This is a genomic window from Xanthobacter sp. DMC47 (genome assembly GCF_056313845.1).
On the sequence record NZ_JBQUZM010000004.1, the window covers coordinates 800,190 to 813,782 of the forward strand.

General features: G+C 65.5%; 18 protein-coding genes. 11 read left to right on the forward strand and 7 right to left on the reverse strand.

Annotated elements, in window-relative coordinates; genetic code table 11:
• Window positions 1–363: 363 nt before the first annotated feature.
• The 7 genes from ACT54R_RS15520 to ACT54R_RS15550 all read left to right on the forward strand — a co-directional run bounded on the left by ACT54R_RS15520 (window position 364) and on the right by ACT54R_RS15550 (window position 4,847).
• Complete coding sequence (locus ACT54R_RS15520) at window positions 364–1,131, forward strand: ABC transporter permease (protein ID WP_476327699.1); 768 nt, start codon at window positions 364–366, stop codon at window positions 1,129–1,131.
• Window positions 1,132–1,184: 53 nt separating this feature from the next.
• Entirely contained in the window at window positions 1,185–2,183 is a 999-nt protein-coding gene (locus ACT54R_RS15525) for an ABC transporter substrate-binding protein (protein WP_476327701.1), read from the forward strand.
• An 11-nt stretch (window positions 2,184–2,194) separates the two neighbouring features.
• On the forward strand, window positions 2,195–3,028 hold the full coding sequence (locus ACT54R_RS15530; protein ID WP_476327703.1) for an ABC transporter ATP-binding protein: 834 nt from the start codon (window positions 2,195–2,197) through the stop codon (window positions 3,026–3,028).
• Window positions 3,025–3,435 carry a hypothetical protein gene (locus ACT54R_RS15535; RefSeq protein WP_476327705.1) on the forward strand — a complete coding sequence of 137 codons (411 nt, stop codon included), beginning with the start codon at window positions 3,025–3,027 and terminating at the stop codon, window positions 3,433–3,435. The genes ACT54R_RS15530 and ACT54R_RS15535 overlap by 4 nt, the downstream gene beginning before the upstream one ends.
• Window positions 3,436–3,443: 8 nt before the next feature.
• On the forward strand, window positions 3,444–3,746 hold the full coding sequence (locus tag ACT54R_RS15540; protein WP_476327707.1) for an SH3-like domain-containing protein: 303 nt from the start codon (window positions 3,444–3,446) through the stop codon (window positions 3,744–3,746).
• The gene (gene nthA / locus ACT54R_RS15545) at window positions 3,743–4,375 is read left to right on the forward strand and encodes a nitrile hydratase subunit alpha (protein WP_476327709.1); all 633 of its coding nucleotides are present in this window, start codon (window positions 3,743–3,745) and stop codon (window positions 4,373–4,375) included. The genes ACT54R_RS15540 and nthA overlap by 4 nt, the downstream gene beginning before the upstream one ends.
• A gap of 157 nt (window positions 4,376–4,532) precedes the next feature.
• The gene (locus tag ACT54R_RS15550; RefSeq protein WP_476327711.1) at window positions 4,533–4,847 is read left to right on the forward strand and encodes a hypothetical protein; all 315 of its coding nucleotides are present in this window, start codon (window positions 4,533–4,535) and stop codon (window positions 4,845–4,847) included.
• 12 nt (window positions 4,848–4,859) lie between these two features.
• Here the strand turns inward: ACT54R_RS15550 and ACT54R_RS15555 are convergent, their stop codons facing one another.
• Together ACT54R_RS15555 and ACT54R_RS15560 are read right to left on the reverse strand one after the other, a co-directional pair.
• On the reverse strand, window positions 4,860–5,102 hold the full coding sequence (locus ACT54R_RS15555; protein WP_476327713.1) for a hypothetical protein: 243 nt from the start codon (window positions 5,100–5,102) through the stop codon (window positions 4,860–4,862).
• Window positions 5,103–5,186: 84 nt separating this feature from the next.
• Window positions 5,187–6,185, reverse strand: a complete 999-nt coding sequence (locus ACT54R_RS15560) for a LysR substrate-binding domain-containing protein (protein WP_476327715.1) — start codon at window positions 6,183–6,185, stop codon at window positions 5,187–5,189.
• Between the two features lie 75 nt (window positions 6,186–6,260).
• Here ACT54R_RS15560 and ACT54R_RS15565 point away from each other — a divergent pair, with 75 nt between their 5' ends.
• The 4 genes from ACT54R_RS15565 to ACT54R_RS15580 all read left to right on the forward strand — a co-directional run bounded on the left by ACT54R_RS15565 (window position 6,261) and on the right by ACT54R_RS15580 (window position 10,301).
• The gene (locus ACT54R_RS15565) at window positions 6,261–7,310 is read left to right on the forward strand and encodes an Ldh family oxidoreductase (protein ID WP_476327717.1); all 1,050 of its coding nucleotides are present in this window, start codon (window positions 6,261–6,263) and stop codon (window positions 7,308–7,310) included.
• Between the two features lie 78 nt (window positions 7,311–7,388).
• Window positions 7,389–8,702, forward strand: a complete 1,314-nt coding sequence (locus ACT54R_RS15570) for an MFS transporter (RefSeq protein WP_476327719.1) — start codon at window positions 7,389–7,391, stop codon at window positions 8,700–8,702.
• A 47-nt stretch (window positions 8,703–8,749) separates the two neighbouring features.
• Entirely contained in the window at window positions 8,750–10,009 is a 1,260-nt protein-coding gene (locus tag ACT54R_RS15575; protein ID WP_476327721.1) for a lactonase family protein, read from the forward strand.
• On the forward strand, window positions 9,987–10,301 hold the full coding sequence (locus tag ACT54R_RS15580; RefSeq protein WP_476327723.1) for a hypothetical protein: 315 nt from the start codon (window positions 9,987–9,989) through the stop codon (window positions 10,299–10,301). Before ACT54R_RS15575 ends, ACT54R_RS15580 begins: the two co-directional genes overlap by 23 nt.
• Window positions 10,302–10,584: 283 nt before the next feature.
• Here the strand turns inward: ACT54R_RS15580 and ACT54R_RS15585 are convergent, their stop codons facing one another.
• The 5 genes from ACT54R_RS15585 to ACT54R_RS15605 all read right to left on the reverse strand — a co-directional run bounded on the left by ACT54R_RS15585 (window position 10,585) and on the right by ACT54R_RS15605 (window position 13,079).
• Complete coding sequence (locus ACT54R_RS15585; protein WP_476327725.1) at window positions 10,585–11,289, reverse strand: hypothetical protein; 705 nt, start codon at window positions 11,287–11,289, stop codon at window positions 10,585–10,587.
• A gap of 291 nt (window positions 11,290–11,580) precedes the next feature.
• Window positions 11,581–11,877, reverse strand: coding sequence for a hypothetical protein (locus ACT54R_RS15590; RefSeq protein WP_476327727.1), 297 nt, complete (start codon window positions 11,875–11,877; stop codon window positions 11,581–11,583).
• A gap of 62 nt (window positions 11,878–11,939) precedes the next feature.
• Window positions 11,940–12,164: a hypothetical protein gene (locus ACT54R_RS15595; RefSeq protein WP_476327729.1), complete on the reverse strand. Its 225-nt coding sequence runs from the start codon at window positions 12,162–12,164 to the stop codon at window positions 11,940–11,942.
• A complete protein-coding gene (locus ACT54R_RS15600) occupies window positions 12,157–12,453 on the reverse strand; it encodes a hypothetical protein (protein WP_476327731.1) in 297 nt (98 codons plus the stop codon). The genes ACT54R_RS15595 and ACT54R_RS15600 overlap by 8 nt, the downstream gene beginning before the upstream one ends.
• Window positions 12,454–12,848: 395 nt before the next feature.
• Entirely contained in the window at window positions 12,849–13,079 is a 231-nt protein-coding gene (locus ACT54R_RS15605) for a hypothetical protein (RefSeq protein WP_476327732.1), read from the reverse strand.
• Window positions 13,080–13,593 lie beyond the last annotated feature (514 nt).

Here is a 13,593-nt window from a genome sequence, read left to right on the forward strand (position 1 = left end):
GGTCCGGGCGGAGCCCGCGCAGCGAGATTGCATGCACAGTGTGTGCAATGCCTATTTATTAGGCTCGTTTTATTGCGCACGCTCTAAATCAGAGGTAGCAAAGTGCGCCGATTGCGCCCAAACCGACGCCCGGCAGGCCAGCACCGCCTCTCTCCGCAAACCACTCTGCGGACGCGGTTTTCCCCGGAGGCCTTCCACCCAAGGCAAAAATTGCGCGCATCGTGGCGGCAGATGGCCCCGCGCTTGCTTTGGTCACAACGATCCGGCCCTCCGAGGCTCGTCCCGCGAGCGGGAAGGCGCACGATCAGTCACGACGACCCCGGTATGCAACTGACCATTTCTGATCGAAAAATAGGCAAATAAATGCAGTCGGACATTTCGGGCTGGCGCCGCTGGGGATACATGGCCATCGGCCCGCTGGCCCTCTTCCTGATCTGGTACGGCGTGTTCGCCGCCGGCCTTGTCACGCCGAAGCTGCTGCCCTCCCCCGTGCGCACGCTCCAGGCCATCTGGGAGAACATGGGCTCCGGCCTCGGGCAGGATTTTCTCTACACGCTGGAGCGCACGCTCCACGCCTTCGCCCTCGCCGCCTTGCTGGGCGTGCCCCTGGGCATCGTGGTGGGCGCCAGCGAGAAATTCTACCGCTCCATCGAATTCCTGATCGACTTCTTCCGCTCCACGCCGGCCACGGCCATGTTCCCGCTGTTCATGATCATCTTCGGGCTGGGCGATTTCTCGAAGATCTCGGTGGCGGCCTTCGCGGCCTTCCTCGTCATCCTGTTCAACGTGGCCTACGGCGTGATGCACGCGCGCCCCACCCGCATGCTCGCGGCCCGCGTCATGGGCGCCTCCCGCCTGCGCGTGTTCAAGGACGTGATGTTCTACGAGAGCCTGCCGCAGACCTTCATCGGGCTGCGCACGGGCGTCTCCATGGCGCTGGTGGTGATCGTGGTGGCCGAGATGTTCATCGGCTCCGACAACGGCCTCGGCAAGCGCATCATCGACAGCCAGATCACCTTCGACCTGCCGCAGCTCTACGGCACCATCCTGGTGTCCGGCATTCTCGGCTACGGCCTCAACCTCCTCTTCCTCGCCACCGAGAAGCTGCTGGTCCACTGGGCCGGCCGCTGATCGCCCGACCTTTCCGCTTTGCCCTGTCCGCGCTGTCCCTGAAGGAAAAGACCATGACCACCCGCCGCAATTTCGTCCTCGGCGCCGGCGCCGCGACGCTCGCCGCCGCCTCGTCCTTCCCGCGGCCGCTCCGCGCCCAGCCGAAGGAGAAGGTGGTGGTCTCCTGGCTGCCGATCATGCAGTCCTTCGCCTATTACGTGGCGCTGGAGCAGAAGCTGTTCGAGAAGCGCGGCATCGAGATCGAATCCGTGCGCTTCCAGGCGCCCAACCAGATCATCGATTCCCTCGTCTCCGGCCGGGCCGACGCGGGCGCGCCGGGCGCCGCCGCCGGCATCGCGGTGATCGCCGAGACGCAGTTTCCCGGCACCTTCAAGGTGTTCGGCCTGCAGGGCGGCGGCATCAAGGTGAACCGCATCAATGATGCGCTCATCGTCGCCAACAATTCCCCCATCGCCACCTTCGCCGACCTGAAGGGCAAGTCGCTGGGCCACCTGCCGGGCATCCAGTGGCGCACGCTGTCGCGCTATATGGTGCGCAAGGCGGGCCTCGATCCGGACAAAGACGTGCGCCTCGTCGAGCTGGCCGTGGGCCTTCAGGTTCAGGCGGTGGTGGCCGGCACGGTGGACGCGACGCTCTCGCTGGAGCCCGTCGGCTCCATCGCCGTGGCACTGGGCGAGGCGAAGCGCGCCATCACCAACCCCATGTCGCTGGCCGTCTACGACCCCTTCTATTCGGGCGTGTCGCTGCTCACCACCAAGTTCATCAAGGAACGGCCCAAGGTGGCCAAGGCGTTCGTGGAGGCGCTCGACGAGGCCACCATCATGGCCGAGAAGAACTACACCTCGCTCCGCACCATCCTGCCCGCCTACACGGCGGTGAAGCCGGACCAGGTGGAGATCGTGGCGCAGCCCTACCTGCGCCCGTGGACCGAGCTGAACGAGACCGATCTGACCTCCTACCAGACCTTCGTCAACGTGTTCCGCTCCGAGGGCGCGCTGAAGCAGGACTTCGACATCAAGCCCTTCATCCTCAAGCCGTCCGACCTGTCGTGAGCGCCTTCGCCATGACCGCCACGGAGCGCAAGGTACGGGAGCCGGCGGGGGAGACCCTGCCGGACCTCACCTGGTTCACGCCCGGCACGCACATCACCATCCGCGGGCTCACCAAGACGTTCCGCGGCAACCCGGTCTATACCGGCTTCGACATCGACTTCCCGCGCGGCGGCATCGTCTCCATCTTCGGGCCGAACGGCTGCGGCAAGTCCACGCTCATCAACATGATCTCCGGCATCCTGCCCTATGATGCCGGACAGATCCTGTTCGACGGCAAGACCATCGCCGAAACGCGCATCGGCTATGTGTTCCAGAACTATCGCGAGGCGCTGTTCCCCTGGCAGCGGGCCATCGACAACATCCATTATCCGCTGAAGATGATGGGCGTGCCCAAGGCCGAGCGGGCGCGGCGCATCGAGAAGCTGGCGGCGCAGTTCGACCTCAAGTTCGACCTGAACCGCTACCCTTATGAGATGTCCGGCGGCCAGCAGCAGACCGTCTCCATCATGCGCGCGCTGGTGGTGGACCCGGAAGTGCTGTTCCTCGACGAGCCCTTCTCCGCGCTCGATTACGAGATGACGCTGACCATGCGCGACCTGCTCCAGAAGGTGCTCACCGAGACGCGCACCACCACGCTGCTCGTCAGCCACGATCTGGAAGAGGCCGTGTGGCTCTCCGACAAGGTGCTGCTCCTCACCCGCCGGCCGTCGCGCATCGCCGAATACATGGACATCGACTTGCCCCGGCCGCGCAATTCCGAGACCATGTCGGACCCGCGCTTCGTGGCGCTGAAGGCCCATGCGCTGGAGGTGTTCCAGACGGCGGTGAGGAGCAGCGCCCCATGAGTTCAGACGCGCCCCAGGGCCAGCCGAAGGGCCCCTATCGCGGCTATCACGACATCGGCGGCCGCCCGGCCGGCCCGGTGGTGAAGGACGAATATGCCTTCGCCGACTGGCAGAAGCTGTCCGAGGCCATGCGCGGCGCGCTGGAGGCCAAGGGGCGCATCGTCTCCCTCGACGAGATCCGCCGGGTGTTCGAGAGCTTCGGCGAGGACCTCTACAACACCCTCGGCTTCTACGAGCGACGGGCGGAAGCCCTCACCGTGCTGCTCGACGAGAAGGGCATCGTGCCCCGCGCCGCCGTGCTCGCGCGCATGGACGCCATCGCCGCCATGGAATGCCGGCAGGTGGACCACGCTGCCAAGACGGTTTCCGGGAAGAGCGCCCCACCAACTGAGACCCCCGCCCCATGAACGCGCCCATGAGCGGCCCCCGCTTCACGCCCGGCGACCTCGTGCGCATCCTCGACATCGGCAAGCCCGGCCATGTGCGCATTCCTTGGTATGTGCGGCATAAGGTGGGGGTGGTGGAGCGCCATTGCGGCGCCTATCCCAATCCGGAAGAGCTTTCCTGCGCGCGGCCGGGCCTGCCGGCCATCGACCTTTATCGCGTGCGGCTCGGCCAGCGTGACCTGTGGCCCGATTATGCCGGCGCGCCCGACGACACGCTGGAGATCGAAGTCTACGACCACTGGCTCGCGCCGGTACAGGACGACGCACTATGATTGCGACATCTGCTTCCCCCGCCGAGATGAGCGCCGTTCCCGTGATCGAGGGTCATCAGGGCTCCGATTATTACGCCCTTATGACCCGCGCTTTGCACCAGATTCTGCTGGAAGAGGGCCTCCTCGCCCCCGAGGAGACGGACAAGGTGATCGCCGCCCTTGAGGCACCTCGGCCGGAATGGGGCGCGCGGCTGGTGGCCCGCGCTTGGGTGGACCCCGCCTTCAAGGCCCGCCTGCTGAAGGACGGCGCCGGCGCCGCCGCGGAGCTGGGCTTCACCATCAAGGAGGCGCAGCTGGTGGTGGTGGAGAATACGGACGATCTCCACAACGTCATCGTCTGCACCCTGTGCTCCTGCTATCCGCGCTCGCTGCTGGGCCAGCCGCCGTGGTGGTACATCTCCAAGTCCTACCGCGCCCGTGCCGTGCGCGAGCCGCGCGCGGTGCTGAAGGAGTTTGGGCTGGAACTGCCGGACAGCGTGAAGGTGCGCGTCCACGACAGCAATGCGGACATGCGTTACATGGTCCTGCCCCAGCGCCCCGCCAACACGGAGGAGGCGCGCGAGGAGGATCTCGTCCGCCTCGTCACCCGCGACAGCATGATCGGTACGGCCCAAGTCTCCGCGTCGTAGACTGCCGGCGGGCCGCCAGGCAAAGCGGCAATGGCGCTGTTGCCATGCCCCTCGGGCGCCGCCGCCGCCGCCTGGTAGCAGTCCGCTAATCGGAACCGAGCGGCGCGGATGTCCGCACTTCAACCGGCTTCACCTGCACACCCCGTGCACGATGACGGTGAACCGGAAGGACGAGTTCTCCGTCACCTTCACAAGGGCCGGTTACGAACCGGAAGAGGTTGAGGTGAAAACGCGGATTGCCGGCGAGGGCGCTGCGGCCGGGATCGTGGGCAACGCCATTGTGGGCGGTGTGATTGGGCTTGCCGCCGACGCGGCGTCCGGGGCGACCTTGGAGCACACGCCGAACCCGCTGCGGGTCATCCTGTGTCCAAAGGGGAAGAAGCCCGCCGACGCCGCACCGAACATCGTCTGGCCCCAGGGGCACGCACCCATGGCGAAGCCGGGCGAGCCCGCAGCCCAGCCGGCGAGCTGAGCGACCTCGGGATCACTGCCCCACGGCATCCTTCACGCATTTCGTGGTGAAGCTCGTCTGGGCGGCGCCGTGCAGTTTCTTGTCGGCCGCCTGGGTGTTGCAGGCCGCCGTCGCGTCCTTCTGGCACTTGGCGAGGAAGCTGGTGCTCGCCGCGCCGGCGAGCTTCTTCGCGTCGGCATTCGCGACGCACGTGTCCGCCGAGGCGGCGACGGCAGAAAACGACAGCAGGGCGAGCGCGATGGCGAGCGTCTTCATGGTTCCCTCCCTCGTGTGGCGAGGGGAGGCTATCACCGGCCGAGACGATGTTAGAGGGGCCAGGAGTTTGCTCGGCGGACTCTCTTATGGGCGGATAAAATCTCCGGAGCGTCCGGCTTGCGTCAGAGCGGCATCTGAGGAGGCTCCGTTGCCGATGACCAGCGCGGTCTCCTGTTCGGCTATCCGAATCGCTCGAGCATGGGTGGAGGTCACCGGCCACAGCAGTCCAAGCTCCCTTCGGGGCGCCGGGTCCGGCAGCGCGAGCTTGCGCAGGGCCAGCCCTTCGGGAAACGGCAACACGCGGTCCGGCACCAGCGAGACGCCGAGCCCGCGATGGACCAGGACGGCAATGGCGTCGAGCGCATCAAGCTCGATCCTGTCCTTCGGTCGGATGCGCTGCTGGCGCAGATAGTTCTCCGCGATCTGGCCGGACCACAGGGAGCGGTCGTAGCGCACCAGCGGCCGTTCCTTCAGCAGCCGGAGCGGATCAGTGCAGGCCTCGCCGCTGGAGGCGATGACGAGGAAGCGCTCAGCCCTGAGGGCCCGCCAAGCGAGGTTCTTGGGCAGGCTGAAAGGCGGGTGGAACAAGAAACCCGCGTCCACCTCTCCTGCGTTGAGCTTTTCAAAAACGTGGGCGGACGAGCCCTTCTGAACGATGATCTCCAGGTCCGGATACTTTTGCGCCAGAGCGGGAAGCACGTCGCACAGGATGGTCGCGATGGCGGTCTGGGCGACGCCGAGCCGCAGCTGTCCGCGGGGCTTGTCTTCATCCTGCACCGTCCTCAGCTCGCGCAGATCCCGAAGTATCCCTACCGCCCGCTGCGCCAGCGCCTCTCCGGCCGAGGTAGGCCGTGCGGTGCGCCCCGAACGGGCCATGAGGGCGAAGCCCAATTCCTCCTCCAGCGCACGGATCCTAAGTGCCAGCGTCGTCGGAGCGAGATTGAGCTGGCGCGCGGCCTCGGCGACGGATCCGTGCTCGACCACCGCCACGAAGCACTCCAGAAAGCGCGTATCCATTACCCATATTTCCTGCGTTTTGAATTCATGTATAGCGTAGTTTTTATCTCCTATCCAGAGCGCCATAATCCTTGCCAACACGCAGGCCGTCGGGCCCCAAAAAAGCTCGGCGCTTGTCCGCGGCAGTGGAGGAAAGTCTTGTTGGACAAGCAATCGAAGCCCGTCCTCTCCGAGGCCGAGCTGACCGAACTCGCGACCACGGCGCTCATGGGTCTCGGCCTTGGGCGGAAGGACGCCGCCGATGCCGCCCGCGTCCTTACGCTGGCGGAGATGTTCGGCCTCTCGACACACGGGGTGGGCCGCATCGAATCCTACGGCGAGCGCCTTGAGATCAACGGCATCAATCCGCGCCCGTCCATCACGGTGGAACAGGTCGCACCGGCGCTGGTCCGCGTGGACGGCGACAATGGCGTCGGCCCCTTGGTCGGGATGCGGGCGCTGGAGGCCGCGATGGACGCCGCTGCCACCACCGGCGTCGCGCTGGCTCTGGCCCGCGGCAGCAATCATTTCGGGCCAGTCTCGCCCTACAGCCACATCGCCGCGGAGTCCGGTTTCGCCAGCCTCATCGGCAGCAACGCCACCACCACGATCGCGCCTTGGGGCGGCCGCGAGGCGCGCCTCGGCAACAGTCCGTGCGGCTTCGGCTTTCCCAATCCGGGCGGCGACCCCATCATCCTCGACATGGCGGTGAGCGTCGCGGCCCGGGCCAAGATCCGCAATGCCGCCAAGGCGGGCCAACCCATTCCCGACACCTGGGCGACCGATCGCCTCGGCCGCCCCACCACCGATCCGAACGCGGCGCTGGATGGCTTCCTGCTGCCCATCGGGGGACACAAGGGCTATGGCCTGGCCCTCGTGGTGGACTTGCTCGCCGGCCTCCTGTCGGGTGCGGCCTATCTCACCCACGTGAAATCCTGGGTCGATGCGCCGGAAGAGCCGCAGAATCTTGGCCATTACTTCCTGCTGATCGACACCCGGCGCCTCGGCACGCCCGATTGGCTCTCCGGGCGCATGGAGGATTTCGCCCACATCCTCCACACGACCCCTCCGGCCGATCCCAAGTCTCCCGTGCTGGTTCCCGGCGAGATCGAGAACCGCAATCTCGCGCGGGCGAGGCGCGACGGCGTCGCCCTCGACCCGGTCCTTCTCGCCAAGCTCGAGGACCTGACGACTCGCGCGCCTCGCGGCTGACGACATCACCTTGCCCACGCGAGACGGGCGCCAATGAAGAGAGGCCTCGGCAACAAGAGGCCGAACCGGGAGGAAACCGTGACCAACATAGCCATAGAGCAATCCAGTCCAGACAGCCTTGCGGTCGATGACGAGGCGCTGAGGAAAGCCGCGTTCCGAAAAGTGATCTGGCGGATGCTGCCCATCCTGACCCTGGGCTACGTCTTCAACTTCCTCGATCGAACCAACATCGCGTTCGCGGCCCTGCAGATGAACCGCGACATCGGCCTTTCCGCCACCCAGTTCGGCTGGGGCGCGGGCATCCTGTTCATCGGCTATTGCGGCTTCGAAATTCCCAGCAACATGATGCTCTACAGGTTCGGCGCGCGAATCTGGATCTCGCGCATCATGATCTCCTGGGGGCTCCTGTCGTGCGCCATGAGCCTGGTTTCCGGCCCGACGAGCTTCTACCTGATGCGGTTCGCGCTGGGCGTTGCGGAGGCCGGTTTCTTTCCCGGCGTCGCCTTTTTCCTGTCGGCCTGGTTCCCGGCCCAGTATCGCGCGCGCATCCTCTCCTGGTTCCTCGTGGCCATCCCCTTCTCGTCGGTCATCGGCGGACCGCTTGGCGGCATGCTGCTGGAACTGGACGGGTTCTACGGCCTCGCCGGATGGCAGTGGCTGTTCATCATCGAGGGGCTCCCGGCGGTCATCATCGGCCTCTTCCTGCTGAAGCTCCTGGCCGACCGGCCGCAGGACGCCAAGTGGCTGACGGATGACGAAAGGCGCGTCATCATCGCCAGCGTCGAGGACGAGAAGCGCGATCGCGCCGTAACCAAGTTCGGCTCCGCCCTGCGCGATGTGCGGGTGTGGATCTGCACCGTGGTCTATCTCGGCTTTACGGTCGGTTCCTATGGCATCCAGATCTGGCTGCCGCAGATCCTCAAGCAGCAGAGCCTGACCAATCTTGAGATCGGCTGGATCTCGGCGCTGCCCTATCTCGCCGCCACCATCGGCATGATCGTCTGGGCGCGCTTTGCAGATCGCTCCGGCCGCAAGGTGTTCAATCTCGCCACCTGCTGCGGCCTCGCCGCCGTCGGCTTTCTCATTGCCATCTCAACCGGGCGCTTTGATCTCTCCCTGCTGGGGCTCACGGCGGCGCTCGTCGGCGTGACCTCGGCGCGGGCGATTTTCTGGTCTATCCCGACCCGGTTCCTCACCGGCATCGCGGCGGCGGGCGGCATCGCCTTCATCAACACCATCGGCACCACCGGCGGGTTCTTCGGCCCGACCATCGTCGGCTGGCTGAAGGACGCCACCGGAACCTTCGAGGCGGGACTGCTCGCCATGGCAGGCTTCCTCGCGGTGTCCACCGTCTTCGCGCTCCTGCTCAAGCTCGTCGTCCGCGACGAGTGAACCGGCGCCCCCCGGCGCGAGTCTTCAGCCCATGCGGGAGCCGCACCATGATCGATCGGAGAACCTTTTTGTCCGCTGTTGCCGGTAGCCTCACCCTTTCCGCCGCATCGTCCGCGCAGACGCCATCGGGCCGGCTGGCGCTCTACGCGAACGTCGGCCCGGACCTCACCCATTACGAGGTCGACGTGGAGGACCTGACCCTGACGCGGCGCGGCACGGTCACGCTGCCGGACAACGTGCAATATGCCTGGCCGCACCGCTCGCGACGGTTTCTCTACGTCGCCACCAGCAACACCGCGCCCGGCAACGGCGCAGCGCCGGGCACCGCCCATCACCTCAGCGCCCTCAGCATAGATGAACGCAGCGGCGCGCTTGGGCTGTATGGGGCGCCGGTAGCGCTGCCCACGCGCCCTATCCACCTCTCTACCGACATGCCATCGCAGTACATCCTGGTCGCCTTCAACCGGCCGAGCGCACTCAGAGTGTACCGCATCAACGAGGATGGCACGCCGGGTGAGGAGGTCCGTCAGCCCGAAGCACTCGATGCCGGTATCTATGCCCATCAGGCCCGCGTGACGCCGGACAACCGGCACGCGCTGCTCGTCACCCGCGGCAACGAGGGAACCCCCGTGCGCCCCGAGGAGCCGGGCGCGATCAAGGTGTTCGACTATCGGCGCGGCCTCCTCTCCAACAAAGACTCCATCGCTCCCGATGGGGGCCGTGCCTTTGGCCCGCGCCACCTCGATTTCCATCCGACGAAGCCATGGATTTTCCTGTCCATCGAAACGCAGAACCAGATCGCGCTACTGCGGATGAGCGAAGACGGGGTCGATCCCCAGCTGCTGTTCCGGGTGTCCACCCTCGATGCGGCACGCGCCGGACGGGCGCGGCAGGCCGCAGGACCCATCCATGTCCACCCCAACGGCCGGTTCGTCTATGTGGCGAACCGGGCGGAGCAGACCGAGGAGGTCGACGGCACGGAGGTCTTCAAGGGCGGCGAGAACAGCATCGCCGTCTTCGCGATTGACCCGGCGACGGGTGAGCCGCGGCCCATCCAGCATGTAGACACCCATGGTATCCATCCCCGCACGTTCCATATGGATCCGAGCGGCCGGATGATGGTGGTCGAGCACAACCTGCCGGTGAAAGTGCGTGCCGGATCGGGGATGACGACGAACGCGGCCGGGCTGTCCGTCTTCCGCGTTCATAACAACGGCACGCTGACCTTTGCGCGCAAGTACGATGTGGATGTGGATGCCTACTCCATGTTCTGGAGTGGCATGGTTGATCTGGATGCAAGTGGATGATGGTTCGCCATGCTGCGCCGTCGGCGACAACCGCGCGCTGGTTGCGCAACGCAACCGGCATGACCACATCCGCGGATATGCGGCTTGGCGCGCGCCTGAGGCGATCGCCAAGGCGCTTTCTCGCCCTCCTGCTGAGCAGGTGCGAACGGCGATGCTTGACGTCTTCGCGGGCTGGGCATCCGAACTCACGAAGATGACCCTGCAGGGCGGCCTTCTCGCCGCTCGCCCGCTGTCGGCCTTGCCCATCAGCGACAGTTGGACGAGCCGGGCTTGCCATAGTCCGAAGGGTTGATCCGCTTGCTGCCTCGCCGATGGCCTTGGCAATATTCGAGAAGATTTTGCCCCCTCCCTGTCTCCAGTTTGGTGACGGCGGCGACGATGTCATGAAGCCGTTCGCTCGGTCGTCGCGAGTCGCGATCTCTCCCTTTATCTCCTCAGCGACGGCCTTGTTCCCCTCGCCAAGGATCAGGATGTGGCGAAACGGCCCGCCGAAGCGACCGATATTGGCCTCTACTCGATGAAATTATTGTCGCAATTTTTACATATTATACTTCTTATTTATTATTCTATATCGCTTAAACGACCGCCTCCAGGCTCGCAATCATTGAAATTTCCACCACTGCATTTCCCGGTAGGGACGCGACGCCAATCGCGGCGCGGCTCGGCAGGGCTGCATGGATGCGGTCCCAGGCGGGCGCGCCGGCAGCGCGCGCCGCCACCAAGTCCGGCAGCAGGCTGCCCGATGGCGCCGCGCAGACGTCGTGCGGGATGATGGTCGGCGCCTGAAGGGTGACGTGGGCGAAGTCCCACCCGCCGTCGAGCGTCTGCCCGTCCCTGCGCTGCCTCACCAACGTGATGCCGTCTGTCCCCGGAACCAGACCCTGCACCGCCTGGGCGAACATGCCGCCGTTCATATGCGCGCCGCCCCGGAAGAACTCCTGCTCGGCAAGGCAGGCCAGAGCGAGGATTTGCCTGTCGGAATTCACCCGCTCGCGAACGGCGTCATCGTCCTGCGTCTTCCATGACCATGCCCCGTCCCGCCGATGGAGGGCAACCGTGAAGCCCCGCAAGCGATGCCCGAGGGCGTCGCGATGCCGGCGCAGGAGCGCGGCCACGGTGGCCCCTGTGGCGCCGAGCAGCCTTCGGCGAGCTGTCCTCGCGGTCACGGGCACGAACGCCGTCTCGCCGACGACCACAGGCGAAGAGAGGACCAGCCATGGCAGGAAGGTGAGGAAGCCTTGGCCGCCTTCGTCATCTGTCAGGATGACGCTGCTTTTCATCGCCTTCGATGCCCCTTGAAGCCAATTCGGCATAGTCGATCTATTTGACCGAGCCGTGGACCACCTGCGCGTCTGGCATCACTCAGCGCCTCCCGCAACATGTAGATTCAAGGGCGGAATTCGGACAATGCACTGCGGCGATGGCGTACCGCCTGCGGCCCGCGCTGACGCCTTTCGTCAGCCGGGTGGACAAAGGCGAGAAGCAGTGCTGCCCCTTGCCGGCTGCGCGCCGTCCGTTCCATCTGCCCCGCGCCGCCCTGCTGCGCCCTCCATTTCCCAAGTGTTCCCGCCTCAGCTGGCTAATGCATTGGCCAGAACGGATACCCCGCCGGTCAGCGCGGCGATGCCACTCCAGAGCGCGCCGCGCCTATTCAGCTTGCCGCCGTCCTGCAGAGCCGAGACCACACCCACAATCCAGCCGTTCGACGCCTGGTTCTGATCGACCGGCTCCGACAGGCCACTTGGGAGATCTCTGACCGCCCAGCTCGGACCGATCGGCACTGCCGATGCTCGGAACCAATAGAAAGCTGCCACGAAAGCAGACAACGCGCTCACGAACCCCAAGACGGGTGACAGAGCCAACACCATCCCCCCACTCCCTATATGGAACCGCGCGGCCATCGCCGCGAGGCGTCCTGGACAAGCGTCTTCTACAGGCCGCGAGCGGCGCCGGCCTGGCGCTGAAGGAGGGCGTCCACCTCCGCGAAGCACTCGGCGAGCGACACCTCGGCCAAGGGCCTCCGACCGCCAGCGTGCGACTGCGCGCTCACCCGAACCGTCGTCCCCTCCAGATCCAGATTCAGCTCGGCGGCGATGGCCGCCGTCACGGTGCGCAGCTTCAGCAGGCCGGCGCGCAACGCTTCGATCTCAGACATCGTCTGCTTCACGTTTGGACGAAACGATCGGTGCGAAACCGGCCAGCGCGAGGCCCGCGTGGAGGGCCTGCAGGCTGGCAATCGCGTCCTGGGTGTCGCGCGGTGCGCCGCTCCCCTGTGCCCGTCCCAGGCGCGCTAGCAATGCCTCGCACGCATCAGCGGTGCGAGCGGCGAGATCTGGCGCCGCATTGCCGTGCTGATAGCTCCTCAGCGCGTGCATGGCTGCCGTCAGCACCCGCGTGACGTCTTCGGCGGCCACGAGAGGGGCAGGATCTCCCGATTCAACCATCTGCTGCTCCTCAGCTGGAAGCCGCGCCGCCGGCGATTTCCGCAGCCGGCGCAGCGCAGCCGCTCCGGAAGTCAAGGGCTGTTCGCTTGCAAGTATTCCTTCATGGCCCACGCAGCTGCCACGTACCGATCTATGGCGCTATTGAAAGGATGATCCTCATCATCTCTCGACACGCCCAACTTCTCGCGCATGTGCTGGCCCATTTGGTCCGGATTAAACCCCGGCTTCTGCACAACTTCATGCAGCACTTTATAAAATCGCTCGCCGTCGCTGGGCTGGCTGGTATTCCATCAATCAACTCTGAGAAAAGCATCGAATGCCTCGTACATCACTCTTCCTCCTTCGTGCGGTTGTTGGACCGGCTCGTAGCTCCCGATCCGGTCCACAATTTGAACCTATGCTCCGCGTCCCCGCCACTGCTCGATTAGGGCATTGCCCTCGGCATCCAGGACAAAGGTAACAAACTTGTTCGCGCTTCCGCTACACAACGCTTGAAGGATGTGCCCGGCGGATTCCACAAAATCATCTTCGGACATCTTGCCGGCCTTGATGGCCCGATAAACGGCGGCCAAGTTCTTTTCCATCGTATCCACCTGCTCGTCAGAGAGGCTCATCAGTTCCGTCATCTCATTCTTCCGTTTGAAATAGGCGCTACCGCCCTCGCGGTGGCTTGATGAACAGCTGTGGCAGTCGGAAAGCCCCCGACAATGACCGGGCCGCCGCCGGCAAAACCGGCCCTGTCGGCCCATCAGCCGACCTTCTCCGGATCTTCTAGGACGAGATCATCTGCGGCGCCCCGCTCTAATGCCCGATGATGCGACGCCCGGCCAGGGTCGGCGATCTGCCTAGCATTGTAAGTCACGCAGATGGTGCGCACCTCTCTCTTGCGCACGTTCCGCGATTGCAGCGGCCTGCTCGCTTGGTACGCACATGACCCAATCCCGTCGCCGAGGCTGAGATCGCCGGGATGTATCACCGGCCCTCGATGGAAATGGGAAAGCAGATCTCTCCGGGCGCGTCCTTATAGGGGGCGGCGACGGGTGACGCCCACGGCGAAAACGGGCATGTCCCGCGCGCCGATGCCCCCGCCGCGCCTGTGGCTGCGCTCTCCGCGATGGCCATGCTCGCCATGTTCCGGTT

Excerpts from the sequence above, each read along its gene's own strand:
- ACT54R_RS15605 (WP_476327732.1), bottom strand. The coding sequence starts at position 13,079 with ATGACGGAACTGATGAGCCTCTCTGACGAGCAGGTGGATACGATGGAA.
- nthA (WP_476327709.1), top strand. The coding sequence starts at position 3,743 with ATGATTGCGACATCTGCTTCCCCCGCCGAGATGAGCGCCGTTCCCGTG.
- ACT54R_RS15535 (WP_476327705.1), top strand. The coding sequence starts at position 3,025 with ATGAGTTCAGACGCGCCCCAGGGCCAGCCGAAGGGCCCCTATCGCGGC.
- ACT54R_RS15540 (WP_476327707.1), top strand. The coding sequence starts at position 3,444 with ATGAGCGGCCCCCGCTTCACGCCCGGCGACCTCGTGCGCATCCTCGAC.
- ACT54R_RS15595 (WP_476327729.1), bottom strand. The coding sequence starts at position 12,164 with ATGTCTGAGATCGAAGCGTTGCGCGCCGGCCTGCTGAAGCTGCGCACC.
- ACT54R_RS15520 (WP_476327699.1), top strand. The coding sequence starts at position 364 with ATGCAGTCGGACATTTCGGGCTGGCGCCGCTGGGGATACATGGCCATC.
- ACT54R_RS15585 (WP_476327725.1), bottom strand. The coding sequence starts at position 11,289 with ATGAAAAGCAGCGTCATCCTGACAGATGACGAAGGCGGCCAAGGCTTC.
- ACT54R_RS15530 (WP_476327703.1), top strand. The coding sequence starts at position 2,195 with ATGACCGCCACGGAGCGCAAGGTACGGGAGCCGGCGGGGGAGACCCTG.
- ACT54R_RS15590 (WP_476327727.1), bottom strand. The coding sequence starts at position 11,877 with ATGGTGTTGGCTCTGTCACCCGTCTTGGGGTTCGTGAGCGCGTTGTCT.
- ACT54R_RS15555 (WP_476327713.1), bottom strand. The coding sequence starts at position 5,102 with ATGAAGACGCTCGCCATCGCGCTCGCCCTGCTGTCGTTTTCTGCCGTC.
- ACT54R_RS15575 (WP_476327721.1), top strand. The coding sequence starts at position 8,750 with ATGATCGATCGGAGAACCTTTTTGTCCGCTGTTGCCGGTAGCCTCACC.
- ACT54R_RS15525 (WP_476327701.1), top strand. The coding sequence starts at position 1,185 with ATGACCACCCGCCGCAATTTCGTCCTCGGCGCCGGCGCCGCGACGCTC.
- ACT54R_RS15560 (WP_476327715.1), bottom strand. The coding sequence starts at position 6,185 with ATGGCGCTCTGGATAGGAGATAAAAACTACGCTATACATGAATTCAAA.
- ACT54R_RS15600 (WP_476327731.1), bottom strand. The coding sequence starts at position 12,453 with ATGGTTGAATCGGGAGATCCTGCCCCTCTCGTGGCCGCCGAAGACGTC.